The following is a 15,937-nucleotide window of genomic DNA, read 5'->3' as shown; positions in this document are numbered from 1 at the left end:
CGGCTGGGCCTAAGGGCCTGGTCAGCGAGGAGACACCGTAATGAGTCAGAATGAGCAGACCGACTCTGCCCAAATGTCCGAAGAAGCCGCTGAAGATCTAATTCATCGCATCGGTAAGCTTACCCGGATGCTGCGTGACAATATGCGCGAGCTGGGTTTGGACAAAGAGATCGAAAAAGCGGCGGAAGCCATTCCCGATGCACGGGATCGGCTGCATTATGTGGCCACCATGACCGAGCAGGCGGCAGATCGGGCATTGAATGCCATTGATCGGGCACAGCCGCTTCAGGATCAGCTGGCCGAGCGTGCTGAAGGGCTTGATAAACAGTGGGCTGACTGGTTTGAAGCCCCCAAGGATTTAGAAGACGCCAAGGTGCTGGTTAAGGATACGCGCGCTTATCTGAGCGACGTGCCGACCATCACCGCCGCGACCAACAAAGAGCTTTTAGACATCATGATGGCCCAGGACTTTCAGGACCTGACCGGCCAGGTGATTAAAAAGATGATGGATGTGATCCGCGAGATCGAACATCAGCTTGTCCAAGTGCTGATCGACAACGTCCCGGGCGCTCAAGTACGGGAAACCATGCAGCGCAAGGCAGAAGATCAGTGGAAAAACGACAATGCCCGGCGTAATGAAGATCTCTTGAACGGTCCGCAAATCAAGGATAACGCGCCCGATATCGTCACAGGCCAGGACCAGGTAGACGACTTATTGGATGAATTAGGCTTTTAATGCGGCGTTATTAAGACTTTGTCATCACCTGCCTCTGGCAAAATAAGTGCTTTGTTCAGCCGTCCCTTGGGGCGGCTGAATTTATAGTGCGCCGCGTCAGGCGGGCCGGGTGGCAGCATGGCAGATAACGATAGCGACCAGGAAAAGACCGAAGAGGCCACACCCAGGCGTAGAGACAAAGCCCGCGAGGAAGGCCAAGTGCCGCGTTCTCGCGAACTCACCACGTTTTTACTCCTGCTGGGTGGCGTCATTGGGTTGTGGAGCATGGGCATGATGCTCTATGACCAGCTAGGCATGGTCATGGAGCAGGCGTTCTTGTTCGAACGCCGCCAGGCCATGGAAGAAATACCCATGCTGACCAATGCGCTGGACCTGGGGCAGCGTACGCTTTTTGCCATGACACCGCTGTTTTTACTGCTTACGGTGGTTGCCCTGGTTTCACCTGCATTGCTGGGCGGCTGGATTGTGTCAGCCAAATCCATGCAGCCCAAGCTTTCCAAGCTGAACCCTGTTGCGGGGGTTAAGCGTATTTTTTCAACCCAGGCGCTGATTGAGCTTGCCAAGGCGATTGCCAAATCGGTCCTGATAGGCAGCGTGGCGTCGGCATTTTTGTACTTCAATGTCGGCAAGTTTTTGTCATTGATGGATCAGCCCATTCAGCAGGCCTTGGCCAGTGCGCTTAACATGGCCGCCCAGGCCGCCGGCCTGATGGTGTTCTCGCTGATTGTAGTGATTTTGATGGATGTTCCCTTTCAGCTATGGAGCAACGCAAAAAAACTCCGCATGAGCAAGGAAGAGGTGAAGCGCGAGCATAAGGAGTCAGAGGGCGACCCTCATGTAAAAGGACGAATTCGCCAGCAGCAGCAGGCAATGGCGCGGGGCAGAATGATGAGCAAGGTTCCCCAGGCCGACGTTATTATTACCAACCCCACCCATTACGCCGTAGCCTTGATGTATCAGGAAGGCAGCATGGGCGCGCCGCGGCTGATCGCCAAAGGGGCCGATGCAGTCGCGGCCAGAATACGTGAGCTGGGCAGCGAGGCTGGCATACCCCGTCTGGAAGCCGCGCCGCTGGCGCGGGCGCTGTATCATCATGTGGATCTCGAGGCTGAGGTGCCCGCTGAGCTTTATACCGCCGTGGCTGAGGTGATGGCCTGGGCTTACCGCTTAAAGCACGTTGCACAACAAGGAGGCGAGGTGCCCCCAACTCCCGACAATCTGCCGGTACCCCCGGAAATGGAAAGCCCCGGGCATGGCGCCGGTGGTAATGAGGCGCAACAACCATGAAAGGTTTGAGTCAGTTAATAAGTCAGCGCGACTGGATGAGCGATGTGCGCATGAAACTACTGGTCGGGCCGCTGCTCATCCTGATGATTCTGGGCATGATGATTGTGCCCTTGCCCCCTTTTGCGCTCGACTTACTCTTCACCTTTAACATTGCCCTGGCCATCATGGTGTTAATGGTCAGCATGTTTACGCAGAAGCCGCTGGACTTTGCGGCCTTCCCCGCAGTGTTGCTATTCACTACCCTGCTGCGCCTATCGCTTAACGTCGCCTCTACCCGTGTGGTGTTAATGGAGGGCCACCAAGGCGGTGCTTCCGCCGGCAAAGTTATCGAGGCGTTCGGGGCGTTCTTGGTGGGCGGTAATTTCGCTGTGGGTCTGGTGGTCTTCCTGATTCTGGTCATCATCAACTTTATGGTTATCACCAAAGGTGCTGGGCGTATTGCCGAGGTCGGTGCGCGCTTTACTCTGGATGCAATGCCCGGTAAGCAGATGGCCATCGATGCCGATCTGAACGCTGGCTTAATCGGCGAAGAAGACGCCAAAAAGCGCCGCGCAGAAGTCGCTCAGGAGGCCGATTTCTTTGGTTCGATGGATGGTGCAAGTAAGTTTGTGCGCGGTGATGCCATTGCCGGTTTGGTGATTATGGTGGTCAATATCATCGGCGGGTTGATGATTGGCATGCTGCAGCACGATATGAGCTTTGGCGCTGCTGGCCAAACCTACATGTTGCTGGCTATAGGCGATGGCCTGGTAGCGCAAATTCCGGCTCTGGTAATCTCGACCGCAGCGGGTGTCACGGTATCTCGGGTGAGCACCGACAAGGGTGAGGATATTGGTCAGCAGATGCTCAGCCAATTGTTCGTTAACCCGCAGGTGCTGATTTTGGCCGCCATGGTCATGGGGCTGTTAGGCATGGTGCCGGGTATGCCTAACCTGGTCTTTTTAATCTTTACTGCGCTGCTGGGTGGGTTAGCCTGGTTCTTGATTCGTCACAAGCAGAAGACTCAAGTACAGGAGGAGATGTCTGCCGCCCCACCGGTAACTCAGGAAACCCCCGAGGCCAGCTGGGAAGACGTTCAACTGGTGGATACGCTGGGGCTGGAAGTTGGCCACCGTTTGATTCCGCTGGTGGATTCGCGCCAGAAGGGCGAGCTGCTGGGGCGGATTAAAAGCGTGCGCAAAAAATTTGCCCAGGAAGTCGGTTTTCTACCACCTGTTGTGCATATCCGCGATAACCTGGAGCTGCCGCCCAACACCTACGTACTCTCTATGAAAGGTGCTGAAATCGGGCGCGCCGAAGCGCTCCCGGGCAAGTGGCTTGCCATTGATCCAGGCCAGGTATCTGGCGAGCTGCAGGGTACCGTCACTCAGGATCCTGCCTTTGGCCTGCCGGCCGTCTGGATCGATACCAATCAGCGTGAGCACGCCCAAGTGTATGGTTACACCGTGGTTGATGCCAGTACCGTGATTGCTACCCATCTCAACCATCTGTTACATCGTCACTCACCCGAAATGCTGGGTCGCCAGGAGGTTCAGAAGCTGCTCGACAAGCTGGGAGAGGATCAAAAATCACTGGTAGAAGAAGTGGTGCCTAAGGCGATTTCTTTAACTATTCTCCAGCGTATCCTGCAAAACCTGCTGGAAGAGGATGTCTCCATCCGCGATATGCGCACTATTCTGGATACCCTGGCGGAATATGCTGGCCAGCAGAAAGATCCCAATGAGCTTACGGCCCTGGTGCGTATAGGATTGGGCCGCGCCATTACCCAGCAGTGGTTTGCCGGTCAGGAGACGCTCAATGTTATGGGGCTTGATGCTCAGCTTGAGCAGGTACTGATGCAGGCCATGAACGGCAACGGGGCAATGGAGCCTGGTTTGGCGGATACTCTGATGGCCCAAGCGCAGCAGGCGTTGGAGCAGCATGAGGGTAGCGGTGAAGCACCAGTACTGGTGGTTCAACATTCCCTGAGGGGCGTGCTGTCGCGCTTTTTACGCCGCCGGTTGCGGCATATGGTGGTGATGTCGCAAGCAGAAATCCCGGATGACCGCACTCTGCGCGTAATAACGTCGGTGGGAGGGCGATAATGATCGCTGTACATAAACGCATTGGCAATGTTGACAGACAAAAGGTAAGCCATGAGCGTTAGGCGTTTTATTGGAGCAAACAGTCGCGATGTCATGCGTCAGGTACGCGAAACCCTGGGTGATGACGCCTTGATTCTTGCCAATCGACGCATTGACGAAGGCGTTGAAATTCTGGCCATGGCCGATGAGGCGCTCGCGTCTGTTGACACCACGCCAGCGCCCGTCGCTCCTTTACCTGAGCCGGCCAGGGAGCCTGATTCGCTGCAGGCCATGAGCGAGCGGCTACTGCGGGAAATGCAGGATATGCGCGCCTTGCTGTCCAGTCAGCAGAACGCGCATCCCGCCAGACCTGCCTCGCCAGCAGCCGGCATTTATGAGCAGCTGCGGGAGCTGCTGGGCCGCGTTGGTTTCAGCGCTGAGCTTGGCGATGAAGTGCTCGCCGGGCTGCCCGAATCGCTCAAGGCGCTTGATGCAAAAAGCGATCTGCCGCTGGCCTGGCTGCGCCAACAGCTCACCGAGCGGCTCACTGTACTGCATGACGAAGCCAGCTTTTTCGATCAAACCGGTATTGTGGCACTTGTTGGCCCGACCGGCGTGGGCAAGACCACTACCACTGCCAAGTTGGCAGCCCGCTTTGTCATGCGCCACGGCACGCGCCCTGTGGCGCTGGTCACCACCGATAGCTTTCGTATCGGCGCTCATGAGCAGTTAAGAATTTACGCCCGGCTGCTGGATACGCCCATGTATGCGCTTGATGCTGAGCAGCCAGTGGATGATTTGCTGAACCGGCTGCAGGGCAAGCAGTGGGTCATGATTGATACAGTAGGCATGAGCCAGCGTGACCAGCGTGTGATTGAGCAAATTGCACATCTTCAGGGAGGGCATTCCTCCGTACGCTTAGTGCTATTGCTTAACGCTGCCAGCCAGCCGGAAACCCTCGAAGAAGTGGTGCTTCGCTATCGTCAGGCCGCGCGCGCCGCAGGCGCTGAGCTTGACGACTGCATCATTACCAAACAGGACGAAGCAGGCCGTCTGGCCCCTGTACTGGATATCGTCATCCGCCATGGCATGCGTGTGCTGTTCAGCTCTCATGGCCAGCAGGTGCCGGAAGATATGAGCGTGGCAATGCCTGAAATGCTGGTCAGTCAAGCACTGGAAACCCAGGCGCCGATAACCGGCCACGCAACGATGGCCGCGCCGATCAGCATGCCGCGCTGGTCACGAGACGTGCTGGGCCAGGGGCGGCGGCTATCATCGCTGCTCACACGGCTGCGCCAGCGGGTTACCGGTTTTGCAGCCCTTGAAGCGGCATGGGATATCGGCGCGTTACCTGGCGGATTGCAGGATGCTCAGCTGAGTGAGCTGTTGGCCAAGCCTTTACCTGCCAAGAGTATTGTCTGGGCAGCACGGCGCAATGAGCGCGGCTGTGATTGGGCCATGCCGGACATGGGCATTGACGGGCAGGGCACTTGGCTGGCGCTGCCCTGCCTACAGCATCGTCAGCCCGCGGGTTGGCAGGCCCGCCTGGAAGCGCAGTATGAAAAGGCCGGGGCCAGTACGCATCTACTTCCCGTGCTGCCTGCAGAGGACACCCTGCAATGGCTAACGGATCAGCAGTTGACCTGGGTCAGCCTGGTGGCACCAACGCAGCGGGTATCCTTCCACGGCGAGCGCTCCACGCTACGCTGGCTGTTTAACGAAAGCATGCTTAGCCATTACGTTAACGTGCGTTTTCGCGGTCAGGCCATGCAGCTATGGACTGCTTATGCCGAAGTGCATAGCGAAGCCGGCAATAAGCTGATCGCCTGGTACGGTGAAGTCCGTGATCCTGAAAACGCCAAGATAATCACTCGGCGCTACTGGCTTGCACCTGCCCAACAGGGGGCTGAGATACTGCCGCTACTGGTGACACAGTTGCAGGGCGAAGGGCTTGCGGCGTTAACCAAACGTGCCTGGCAGCAGCTCAAGGAGGCCGATAGTGGCGATCTTAGCGCCGAGGTGCGCCTACTCATGGCCAGTGGAGTTGCTGCTGTCGTAGGCCACCTGGATATTGCCGATGACGAGGCAGCACTTGTCTTGCGCACGGATCTGCTAAATCTTTTGGGCACGCGCCGCAAGCGCCGTGATACGGCTATGCTGGATGCGCTGATCTACGCCTTTATGGCCCGTGATGCGATTCGTCAGCTCGGCAGTATCAGCCGGGAGGTTGGTGTATGAGTCAGGATCAGGCCGCCGGGCTGCGTCAATGGGCCGATGCCCAACGGCTGAAGCAGGCACGTACCACGGATGACGCTTTCGTGCCGCTAGACGCTGAGCCAGTCAGCGCTGCACCTCGTCAGCCTGAGTGGTCACCTGTCGCCCAAATGCTAGAGCCAACCCGGCAGGCGCCGCAAAAACCGTTGTTTATTATCGGCGTAACGGGGCACGGCGTGCAGGCGGTTAGCCGGGTAAAAAGTCGGTTAGAGCAATGGTCCGAGATTGGCCGAAGCTGGGCAGGTAGCCCCGATGATTGGGATATCCACTTGGTGAATGCGGGCGCTCCTGACCTTGCCCGGTTAAGCGCTCAACATACCCGCTGGGCACTATGGATTAATAGCGATGCACAGGCTTTTTCGCAAATGTACCGTGTATTGCGCGAGGCGCGTGAAAATGGTGGGCCACAGCGTCTGCTGGCACTGCATGAGCCTCATTTACCACGCCAGGGGTTATTGAATAATTTGCGTGACGCCGCCGCCTATTATCTGGCGACAGACCTGCTGTTGCTGGCGCGTTAACGTGGCGGTCATAAGCCTGCTTGCGAGAGCAACTTTGATAGGATCCGTGGCCTTGAGGATGTATCAAGCATGTTAAGCTGGTATGTAAAGATAATAGGCAGCTGCTGGCTCGCCGTGGGGCTTATCGGTGCTGCACACGCTGCAGGCAGTTGGAGTGCCCAGGTGCAGAGCGTCATGGTGGCTATGAGCGATCGTGACAGCCGCAGCCAGCCAGTCGCACCACCCAGCGGTGTGCTGTCTCAGGCGGGGGTTATTGACCGGATACACTGGCGTCTGGATGCACCGCCAGGTAGTGCCATCAACGTGTGGCTTTGTCATCCTGAGCAGTGCGTTGCGCTGTCCGGAATGCGCGGCACCGTGACCCAACTGGCAGGCAGGCACGCGAATGAACCGCTGCATTTCCGTTTTAGCTTAAGGCCCGGTCAGCGCCCAGTACGCGTACAGGGGCTCCAAGTCATTGTGAACTATCAGTGAAGGTTGTATAGCCGCGAGGCAAGAAGATGTACACAGCACAAGGCAGGATTCAACAACGTGAGCTTCTGACACAGTATATGCCGCTAGTAAGACGTCATGCCTTAACGCTGCAGGTCAGATTGCCAGCAAGCATTGAACTTGATGATCTTGTTCAGGCGGGCACGGTGGGGCTTTTGGAGGCGCTAGGCCGCTTTGATGCAACGCAAGGCGCGAGCTTTGCGACGTTTGCCAGCCAGCGCATTCGTGGCGCGATGCTTGATGAGCTGCGTACCCGGGACTGGCTGCCACGCAGCGTTAGGCGCGCAGCGCGGGCGGTGGACGATACCATCAGACGCCTGGAACAACAGCTCGGCCGACCGCCGGAAGAGGGCGAAATTGCCCGTGAGCTTGAGATGCCGCTTAGCGAGTATCAACAGCTGCTCAACGATACCAATAGCGGTCAACTGCTGCCGTTTGAGGAACTGGTGGCTGATGGCGGTGAACCGGCAAGCCTGGATGCCGGCAACTTGCCGTTTGACCAGTTGCTTGACGAGCAACAGCGGCAGACCCTGATTGCGGCCATTGATGCCCTACCCGAGCGTGAAAAGCTTTTGATGGCGCTCTATTACCAGGAGGAGCTGAACCTGAAGGAAGTCGGCGCTGTGCTGGGGGTAACGGAATCCCGCGTATCCCAACTGCATAGTCAGGCCATCAGTCGCCTGCGCGCTCGTCTTAATGATGCGGTCTGAATCGCTATTTTAATCCACTATAACCGGCGAGGAGTCGTTGATGAACCCGTCTACGCTGATAGGTATATTCGCTAGTATACTGCTGCTGGTAAGCGTGCTGTTTTTTACTGCTGAATCCCCTGAAAGTTTTATCAACCTGCCCGGGTTAGCCATTGTAGTAACCGGGACTTTGGCCGCCACGTTTATCAGTTATCCACTTAAAGAAGTGCTGCGTGTCGTACGCCTGGTCGGCCTGGTTTTCCGGCGCGAAAACACCTATGTGCGTGATGATATCAACGAGCTGGTTGCCATGGCCCGGCTATGGTTCAAGGGCGATGTCCGGGCGGTGGAAAAAGAGCTTGAGCATACCCGTAACCCGTTTTTGCGTACCGGTATACAATTGGTGATTGCCAATACCAAAGAGGATGAAATCTTCGATATGTTGCGCTGGCGAATTGCCCGCTTGAAGGCCCGCGAACACGCCGAAGCGCAGATTTTTCGCACGATGGCGACCTACGCGCCGGCGTTTGGCATGATCGGTACGCTGGTAGGGCTGGTCAATATGCTCGAAGTCATGGATGCCGGTGACCTGGATGTGATTGGCCCGCGTATGGCGGTTGCGCTACTCACTACATTTTACGGTATCTTGTTGGCCAACCTAGTGTTCAAGCCCATTGCTGTGAAGCTTGAACGGCGTACCGAAGAACGCCTTATCACCATGAACATGGTGCTGGAAGGTATCTCGCTGATTACCAAGCGTCGCTTGCCGTCATTTATTGAAGAGACGCTGAACTCGTTTATTGCCAACTACAACGATGAAATTCGGGATGCGAGTATCAAGCCTCGGCCTAGCGCCGCAAGCACTCCCATAAAAGGTTAAGGCGATGCTGGATCGTGACACGCGCCATGCGCTGGAGCTGCCACCTGGGCAGGGCGAGAGCGATGAGGGTTGGTTGACCAGCTATTTGGACGTTTTGACGCTGCTAATTACCCTGTTTGTACTGTTATTAGCCCTGGCACCCCCAGGTGGAAGTGAAGCACAAGGTAGCGCTGGCATACCCGCCAGCCTAGTTGATTCGCTGCCCTTGGCAACGCTTGCCACCGGGATATATCCGCGCCACAGCGGATTGCAGCCACATATGGCGGCGCTGGACATACCAGGTGTCAGCGTATCACAAGGCCAGGAAGGCGTGACGCTACGTATTGACGATAGCCTTTTGTTCTCCAGTGGTGAGGCAGTACTGACATCTCAAGGCCAGGATGTGATAGAAAGCCTGATTGACGCGCTGGCAACCTTCGAGGGGCAGATATCCGTTGAAGGGCATACTGACAATATTCCTATTGCCACGGCCCGTTTTCCTTCCAACTGGGAGCTTTCCGCCGGACGTGCTATTGCGGTGATGCGTCATCTAGAGCGCCAGGGAGTCGCTATTTCTCGCATGCGGGCCGTTGGCTATGCCGACACCCAACCCATGGAAAGTAACGCAACGCCAGCAGGGCGAGCCGCTAATCGGCGCGTTGAGCTGCTGCTACGCCAACAGCCTGAAGGGTAAATCGATAACTAAAGGCTGGGTTGTAGCTAAGCATTACCCTTTACGGCAATTATTTGGTGCCTTGCTGGTACTGGCCGCCGATAACTTGCGTATTCAGGTCGTCAGTACCAACCTTAATGCCGTTGGTCAGTCTTATGCATTGCCAACGCATCCGATAACCTTAATCTCGCGTGCCGATGCAGCCATGTATCGCGTCAAGCGCAACGGTCGAATCCGTGTTGAGGCAGTAGTGTAAGCGCTTAAACGTCACATCCCATCATCGAAATCTTGGCTAGCTTGAGGCCGTCTCGCACAAGTTCTGCATGCGCTCAATGGCGCGATTGGCACCCTCGAGTTGGAACGTCATGTACCAAGGCGGCTGCTCGCCTTGATCAAAGCCCAGGAAAAGCTGCTCGCCTTGCGCCATCTGATGGATTAATGTCGGCATATCGGCAAGATAAAAGTGTACGTAAAAGCCGTCATCGCCGCGCTCGGTAATAAACTCGGCCATGGTATCCATCACGGGCTGTTCATCAATGCGCAGCCGAGTGGGCACTAGGTTAACGGTTTTACTCTCACCCTGCTGTTGTTCCAGCGTAACGCGCATTTCAAGCCACGGTAGATCACACACGTGTTGTGTAGCGTTCAGGCTAAGGGTGGCATCCGAGTAACTTTGGGTCTCAACGGCGCGAAAGTGGTGCTCATTACCTAGCGCAAGCGTCATTGATTGCCACTGACCATGCGTTTGCACGTCCTCCATATTAAAGCTTGCCGCTGGTGTTAAAGGAGCGATAAGGAGAAGAGCGGCACTTGCCAAAGCAGTTGAATAAGGTTTCATATCGGCACATTAGGGTTGGGTAAGAAAAGCCGGATACTCATGGCAGATCGGCCAGTAGCAAAAGCGCTAGGCGCGCTCTCTAAAAAGCTACCGCGTGCTGGCGGCACGCGGTAAGGGGAGTTAGGCACAGGCTTCAAACAGTGGTCTAACGTTGTCATTCAGGTAGCATTCATCAAACTCACCTGCCGCTGCCAGCGCCTCCAGGTTGGGGATAGTGACATTGTGCCGGTCGCGATACACCAGACCTTCTTCGCTCAGTAGGCTGAACGTGCGGCTAACGTGTACAGGGCTTAAGCCCAGGATGTCGGCAAGCTGCTCTTGGGAGAGAGGAAGTTTGAACTTGCCGTCAAGATGGCTGTTGGTTTGAGACAGCCGGGCATGCATCTCGTAAAGAAAGTGCGCGGTTTTTTGACGTGCGCTACGTCTGGCAAGGGTTATCAGTCGCTCTGTGGTCAAGGCCTGATGTCGGCTGGCAATTGCAAACATCACGGAGGTGAGAGGCACTGACAGGCGAAATATCTCAAGCAGGCGCTTATGCGGGAAATGGCACACCACGCCATTCGTGATCATGCGGACATTTTCCAGGCGCTGGGAAAACGCGAACTCACGCAGCCCAATAATATCGCCGGGTAAGTAAATCTCCAGAATCTGTCGGTCGCCGTTTTCCAGATGGCGATAGGAGTAAGCCCAACCACTCTTTAAAGTACAGAATTCGTTAGCCGAATCACCTATTTCCCACAGCAGCGCGCCTGACTTTATATCCGTAGGGCTCTCTTCGAGTGTCACCAAGAGCTCTTTTTCTTCTTTACTCAACGAGCAGTAATGACTGAAGTGATGAATGATGCAGCTTTGATCTTCGCTCACAGCTTGATCTCCATGAGTATTGCCTAACAAATATCAAGTTATTCGGCTAATGACAATAAGCAATTTAATCGCATGCTGCGCGGCCTAGCTACATTGATACAGAAGTTGATTCGGCTAAATTATGGCATAAAACCAAGAGCAGGGTGGGCGAATGCCCACCCTGGAATGGCAGGTTACGAAGTGGCGCGGTTGCCGCGCTCAAGCAGCGGGGAGAGAAAGCGTCCTGTATGTGACACGCTCTGTTTGGCGACTTTCTCTGGTGTGCCTTCGGCGATAATTTTCCCACCGCCGGAGCCGCCTTCGGGGCCTAGGTCGACAATCCAGTCCGCGGTTTTGATCACATCCAGGTTGTGTTCGATCACCACGATGGTATTGCCGTGGTCGCGCAGGCGATGCAGAACGGTCAAGAGCTGCCGGATATCCTCAAAGTGTAGCCCGGTCGTGGGTTCATCAAGGATATATAGGGTCTTGCCGGTGTCGCGCTTGGCAAGCTCGCGGGCAAGCTTGACACGCTGCGCTTCACCACCGGAAAGCGTGGTGGCGCTCTGGCCCAGGCGAATATAGGAAAGGCCTACATCCATCAGCGTTTGCAGGCGTCGTGCGATAGCCGGCACTGGGCTAAAGAACTCAAGCGCGTCCTCAACCGTCATTTCCAGCACTTCGTGGATCGTTTTACCCTTGTAGTGAATATCCAGTGTCTCGCGGTTGTAGCGCTTGCCCTTGCAGACATCACACGGCACATAGATATCGGGCAGAAAGTGCATCTCGACCTTGATCATGCCCTCGCCTTGGCATGCCTCGCAGCGCCCGCCCTTGACGTTGAAGCTGAAGCGTCCCGGTTTGTAACCGCGCGAGCGTGCCTCCTGGGTGCCGGCAAATAGTTCACGGATGGGCGTGAAGATGCCGGTATAGGTGGCCGGGTTGGAGCGGGGCGTACGTCCGATCGGGCTCTGGTCGATATCGATCACTTTATCGAGCTGGTCGAGCCCTTCGATCTTCTTGTAGGGCGCAGCCGTCAGCGTCGTCGCCCGGTTCAGCTCACGCGCGGCAATGGGCATCAGCGTGCCATTGATCAGGGTCGATTTGCCCGATCCTGATACGCCGGTAATTGCGATGAAAAGCCCCAGCGGCAAGCTGAGGGTCACATTCTGCAGGTTGTTGCCTGTCGCGCCACGTAACACCAACTGTTTTTCCGGGTTACCGGGAATGCGATAAGGCGGCACGCTGATCTCGCGAGTGCCGGTCAGATACTGGCCGGTTAGTGAGTTGGGGTTATCCATGACCTCTTGGGGCGTTCCCTGCGCGACAATTTCACCGCCGTGAACACCTGCGCCAGGGCCAATATCCAGCACGTGATCAGCCGCGCGGATAGCATCCTCGTCATGCTCTACCACAATCACGGTGTTGCCCAAGTCGCGCAGGCGCTCCAGGGTTTTCAACAGCCGGTCATTGTCGCGTTGGTGCAGGCCGATTGAGGGTTCGTCAAGAATGTACATGACCCCGACGAGACCCGCGCCGATCTGGCTTGCCAGACGAATCCGCTGGGCTTCACCGCCTGAAAGCGTATCGGCACTGCGTTCAAGGTTCAGATAATCAAGCCCGACGTTAACCAGGAACTCCAGCCGGGCATGAATTTCATTGACGATCTTGTCGGCAATCTCACCTTTACGGCCTGGCAGTTTTAGCGCTGCAAAATAGCGCTGCGCCTCGCCGATCGGGGTACGTACCACGTCGGCAATATTACGATCATCCACAAACACATGACGCGATTCCTTACGCAGGCGTGTGCCGTGACACGTGGCACAAGGCTGCATGGCAATATATTTCGCCAGGTCATCGCGCACCATGTTGGACTCGGTTTCACGGTAGCGGCGCTGCATATTAGGCAATACACCCTCGAAGGCGTGCTCGCGGGTGACTTTGCGGCCTCGGTCGCCGACATAGGCAAACGGAATCTTTTCGCTGCCGCTACCGTTGAGAATGATCTCCTGCTCATGGCGGGGGAGCTCTTTCCACGGCGTTTCGAGCTCAAAGCCGTAGTGTTTGGCAAGCGCCTGTAGCTGAGTAAAATAATAGATATTGCGCCGATCCCAGCCCTTGATGACGCCTTCTGCCAGCGAGAGCTCAGGGTGGCTGATCAGCTTTTCGGGATCGAAATACTGCTGTATGCCCAGACCATCACAGGTTGGGCAAGCGCCCGCTGGGTTGTTGAACGAGAACATACGCGGCTCAAGTTCAGACAGCGAGTAGCCGCAGACCGGACAGGCAAAACGTGACGAGAAGGCCATATCCTCCTGCTCGCCATCCATAAAGTGGATCATGGCGGTGCCGTCGGCCAGGTTGAGTGCGGTCTCGAATGACTCGGCCAGACGCTGGGCGATGTCGTCGCGTACCTTGAAGCGGTCAACCACCACGCTGATATCGTGCTTCTTGCGCTTATCCAACGGCGCGACATCGTCAAGCTCCAGCACCTGGCCATCAATAAGCGCACGCACAAATCCTTGAGCGCGCAGCTCAGCCAGCAGCTGTAGGTGTTCGCCCTTGCGTCCTTTTACCACAGGGGCCAGAAGCATCAGTCTGGTGCCCTCGGCCAGATTCATTACCTGGTCGACCATCTGAGAAATGGTTTGGGCTTCCAGATCCTCGCCGTGTTCGGGGCAGCGGGGTGTGCCGGCTCGGGCAAACAGCAGGCGCAGGTAATCGTATATTTCAGTGATGGTGCCCACGGTCGAACGTGGGTTGTGGGAGGTGGATTTCTGCTCGATGGAGATGGCAGGCGATAGCCCCCCAATGTGATCCACATCGGGCTTTTCCATCATCGACAGGAACTGGCGCGCATAGGTAGAGAGCGATTCTACATAGCGACGCTGTCCTTCGGCATAAAGTGTGTCAAACGCCAGCGACGATTTACCTGAGCCTGACAGGCCGGTAATCACAATCAGCTTGTCGCGGGGCAGTTCTACATCGATCTGCTTGAGGTTGTGGGTGCGTGCACCCCTGACCAGAATGCTGTCCATCAACACCTCGACTCGCGCGGCAAAAGAGTAATTATACGTTTGCCACCCCTCTCCCGGCAAAAACGCTTTGTATAGCTTAACGCAGGACGGCGTTTCCAGCGTGGATGCAAACCGCTAGAATGGGGGGTTATCCAAGGGCTTTGGCTCCATCCACCATACTCAAGGGCATTATGCGCAAGGTTTCTGCACTGCTACTGGCCACTGAGCGTCGTGCAATCAGCGGCTTGGCCGGGCTTTATGCGTCTCGTATGCTGGGGCTTTTCATGGTGTTGCCGGTGCTGGCGCTGTATGCCGACGCGCTTGAAGGGGCGACCCCGCTGCTGGTGGGCTTTGCACTAGGCGTCTACGGACTTACCCAGGCCGTGCTGCAGATTCCGTTTGGCCTGTTGTCAGACCGTATCGGGCGCAAACGGGTTATCGCATTTGGACTGATTGTTTTTGCTCTGGGTAGTATGGTGGCCGCCATGGCGGACTCCATCGGCGGGATTATTATCGGGCGTGCGCTGCAGGGCAGTGGAGCGGTGGCCGCGGCCATCATGGCGCTGCTTGCCGACCAGACGCGGGAACAGGTGCGCACGGCGGCTATGGCTACAATTGGTTTATCAATTGGCGCCTCGTTTGCCATCGCCATGGTCGTGGGGCCCTGGCTTGCCTCTTGGGCGGGGCTTTCCGGCGTGTTCTGGTTTACTGCACTGCTTACTCTTTTAGGCTTGATCGTCCTGTGGCGCTGGGTGCCACCCGCTCCCCGGCGGCTGCGCCACCGTGATGTGGGGCTGGATCGCCAGCAGTTTAAAAGCGTAATTATACGGCCTGATCTATGGCGGCTGGATATATCGATTTTTACACTGCATCTGGTGCTGATGGCCATTTTCGTCGCGGTGCCCTTTCGGTTGCAGGAGGCTGGGATTCCGCTGGCACATCACGGGTTGGCGTACCTGGGCATTATGGGGCTTTCATTTGTGGCCATGGTGCCGCTCATGATCGTAGCCGAGAAAAAGCAGCAGACCAAGGTGGTTTGCCTGCTGGCCATTGGTGCCATCGCGGTGAGTCTGGGAGGGCTTGGGTCGTCATTTTCTCATGGTTATTGGCTGTTCATCGGGCTGTTTGTTTTCTTCACCGGCTTCAACTTGCTGGAAGCCACGCTGCCGTCAATGCTCAGTAAGCTTGCCCCTGCGGGTGCCAAAGGCACTGCGATGGGCGTGTATTCCACTAGCCAGTTTCTAGGCGCGTTTCTGGGCGGTACTCTAGGTGGCCTGCTGGCTAATGTGTGGGGCCTGAACGCCGTTTTTATCGGATGTGGAGTGCTTGCTCTGCTATGGTGGCTTGCGATGTGGAAGATGCCATCGCCGCCGCCGCTCTCCAGTGAAGTGGTAGCCCTTAATGACACGCCACCAGATATGCTGGATTTATTGCTCGAACGTTTGGCCGACGTGGTGGGTGTTGAGGACGTGATGGTGGTGCCCGAAGAGCGGTTGGTCTATTTAAAGGTTAACCGTCAGCAACTTGATAGAGACGCGCTGACCCGGTTGATTCCCCCGAAATCGTAAAGTGGCTGCCTGTCAGCCGTAGCAAGACAGTGGCATCGGCGATGCGTGACAGTCGCTCGCAAATGTTTATCCATACG

At 56.4% G+C, this 15,937-nt stretch carries 14 protein-coding genes; 11 read left to right on the top strand and 3 right to left on the bottom strand.

The window, feature by feature from the left end; genetic code table 11:
* Positions 1-40: 40 nt before the first annotated feature.
* The 10 genes from cheZ to ELY38_RS19140 all read left to right on the top strand — a co-directional run bounded on the left by cheZ (position 41) and on the right by ELY38_RS19140 (position 9,850).
* Entirely contained in the window at positions 41-736 is a 696-nt protein-coding gene (cheZ, locus tag ELY38_RS16455; RefSeq protein ID WP_127063273.1) for a protein phosphatase CheZ, read from the top strand.
* Positions 737-853: 117 nt separating this feature from the next.
* On the top strand, positions 854-2,023 hold the full coding sequence (gene flhB, locus ELY38_RS16450; RefSeq protein WP_127063272.1) for a flagellar biosynthesis protein FlhB: 1,170 nt from the start codon (positions 854-856) through the stop codon (positions 2,021-2,023).
* The gene (flhA, locus tag ELY38_RS16445; RefSeq protein ID WP_127063271.1) at positions 2,020-4,107 is read left to right on the top strand and encodes a flagellar biosynthesis protein FlhA; all 2,088 of its coding nucleotides are present in this window, start codon (positions 2,020-2,022) and stop codon (positions 4,105-4,107) included. The genes flhB and flhA overlap by 4 nt, the downstream gene beginning before the upstream one ends.
* A gap of 51 nt (positions 4,108-4,158) precedes the next feature.
* Positions 4,159-6,324, top strand: a complete 2,166-nt coding sequence (gene flhF / locus ELY38_RS16440; protein WP_127063270.1) for a flagellar biosynthesis GTPase FlhF — start codon at positions 4,159-4,161, stop codon at positions 6,322-6,324.
* Complete coding sequence (locus ELY38_RS16435) at positions 6,321-6,881, top strand: hypothetical protein (protein ID WP_127063269.1); 561 nt, start codon at positions 6,321-6,323, stop codon at positions 6,879-6,881. Before flhF ends, ELY38_RS16435 begins: the two co-directional genes overlap by 4 nt.
* Positions 6,882-6,950: 69 nt before the next feature.
* Positions 6,951-7,355, top strand: a complete 405-nt coding sequence (locus tag ELY38_RS16430) for a flagellar protein FlhE (RefSeq protein WP_127063268.1) — start codon at positions 6,951-6,953, stop codon at positions 7,353-7,355.
* A gap of 26 nt (positions 7,356-7,381) precedes the next feature.
* On the top strand, positions 7,382-8,083 hold the full coding sequence (locus ELY38_RS16425) for an RNA polymerase sigma factor FliA (protein ID WP_127063267.1): 702 nt from the start codon (positions 7,382-7,384) through the stop codon (positions 8,081-8,083).
* 40 nt (positions 8,084-8,123) lie between these two features.
* Positions 8,124-8,942, top strand: coding sequence for a motility protein A (locus tag ELY38_RS16420; protein WP_127063266.1), 819 nt, complete (start codon positions 8,124-8,126; stop codon positions 8,940-8,942).
* Between the two features lie 4 nt (positions 8,943-8,946).
* Complete coding sequence (locus tag ELY38_RS16415; protein ID WP_127063265.1) at positions 8,947-9,615, top strand: OmpA/MotB family protein; 669 nt, start codon at positions 8,947-8,949, stop codon at positions 9,613-9,615.
* 61 nt (positions 9,616-9,676) lie between these two features.
* Positions 9,677-9,850 (top strand): hypothetical protein, encoded by a 174-nt coding sequence (locus ELY38_RS19140; protein WP_185859003.1) that lies wholly within the window; start codon positions 9,677-9,679, stop codon positions 9,848-9,850.
* A gap of 36 nt (positions 9,851-9,886) precedes the next feature.
* Here the strand turns inward: ELY38_RS19140 and ELY38_RS16405 are convergent, their stop codons facing one another.
* The 3 genes from ELY38_RS16405 to uvrA all read right to left on the bottom strand — a co-directional run bounded on the left by ELY38_RS16405 (position 9,887) and on the right by uvrA (position 14,313).
* Positions 9,887-10,432 (bottom strand): hypothetical protein, encoded by a 546-nt coding sequence (locus tag ELY38_RS16405; RefSeq protein ID WP_127063263.1) that lies wholly within the window; start codon positions 10,430-10,432, stop codon positions 9,887-9,889.
* Positions 10,433-10,552: 120 nt separating this feature from the next.
* Positions 10,553-11,296: a Crp/Fnr family transcriptional regulator gene (locus tag ELY38_RS16400; RefSeq protein WP_127063262.1), complete on the bottom strand. Its 744-nt coding sequence runs from the start codon at positions 11,294-11,296 to the stop codon at positions 10,553-10,555.
* Between the two features lie 173 nt (positions 11,297-11,469).
* Positions 11,470-14,313 (bottom strand): excinuclease ABC subunit UvrA, encoded by a 2,844-nt coding sequence (gene uvrA, locus ELY38_RS16395; protein WP_127063261.1) that lies wholly within the window; start codon positions 14,311-14,313, stop codon positions 11,470-11,472.
* A gap of 170 nt (positions 14,314-14,483) precedes the next feature.
* Here uvrA and ELY38_RS16390 point away from each other — a divergent pair, with 170 nt between their 5' ends.
* Positions 14,484-15,860: an MFS transporter gene (locus tag ELY38_RS16390; RefSeq protein ID WP_127063260.1), complete on the top strand. Its 1,377-nt coding sequence runs from the start codon at positions 14,484-14,486 to the stop codon at positions 15,858-15,860.
* Positions 15,861-15,937: the final 77 nt, after the last annotated feature.

This window comes from Vreelandella nanhaiensis (assembly GCF_003990185.1).
Taxonomy (GTDB): domain Bacteria; phylum Pseudomonadota; class Gammaproteobacteria; order Pseudomonadales; family Halomonadaceae; genus Vreelandella; species Vreelandella nanhaiensis.
This window is presented reverse-complemented; position numbering and strand designations above follow the sequence as displayed.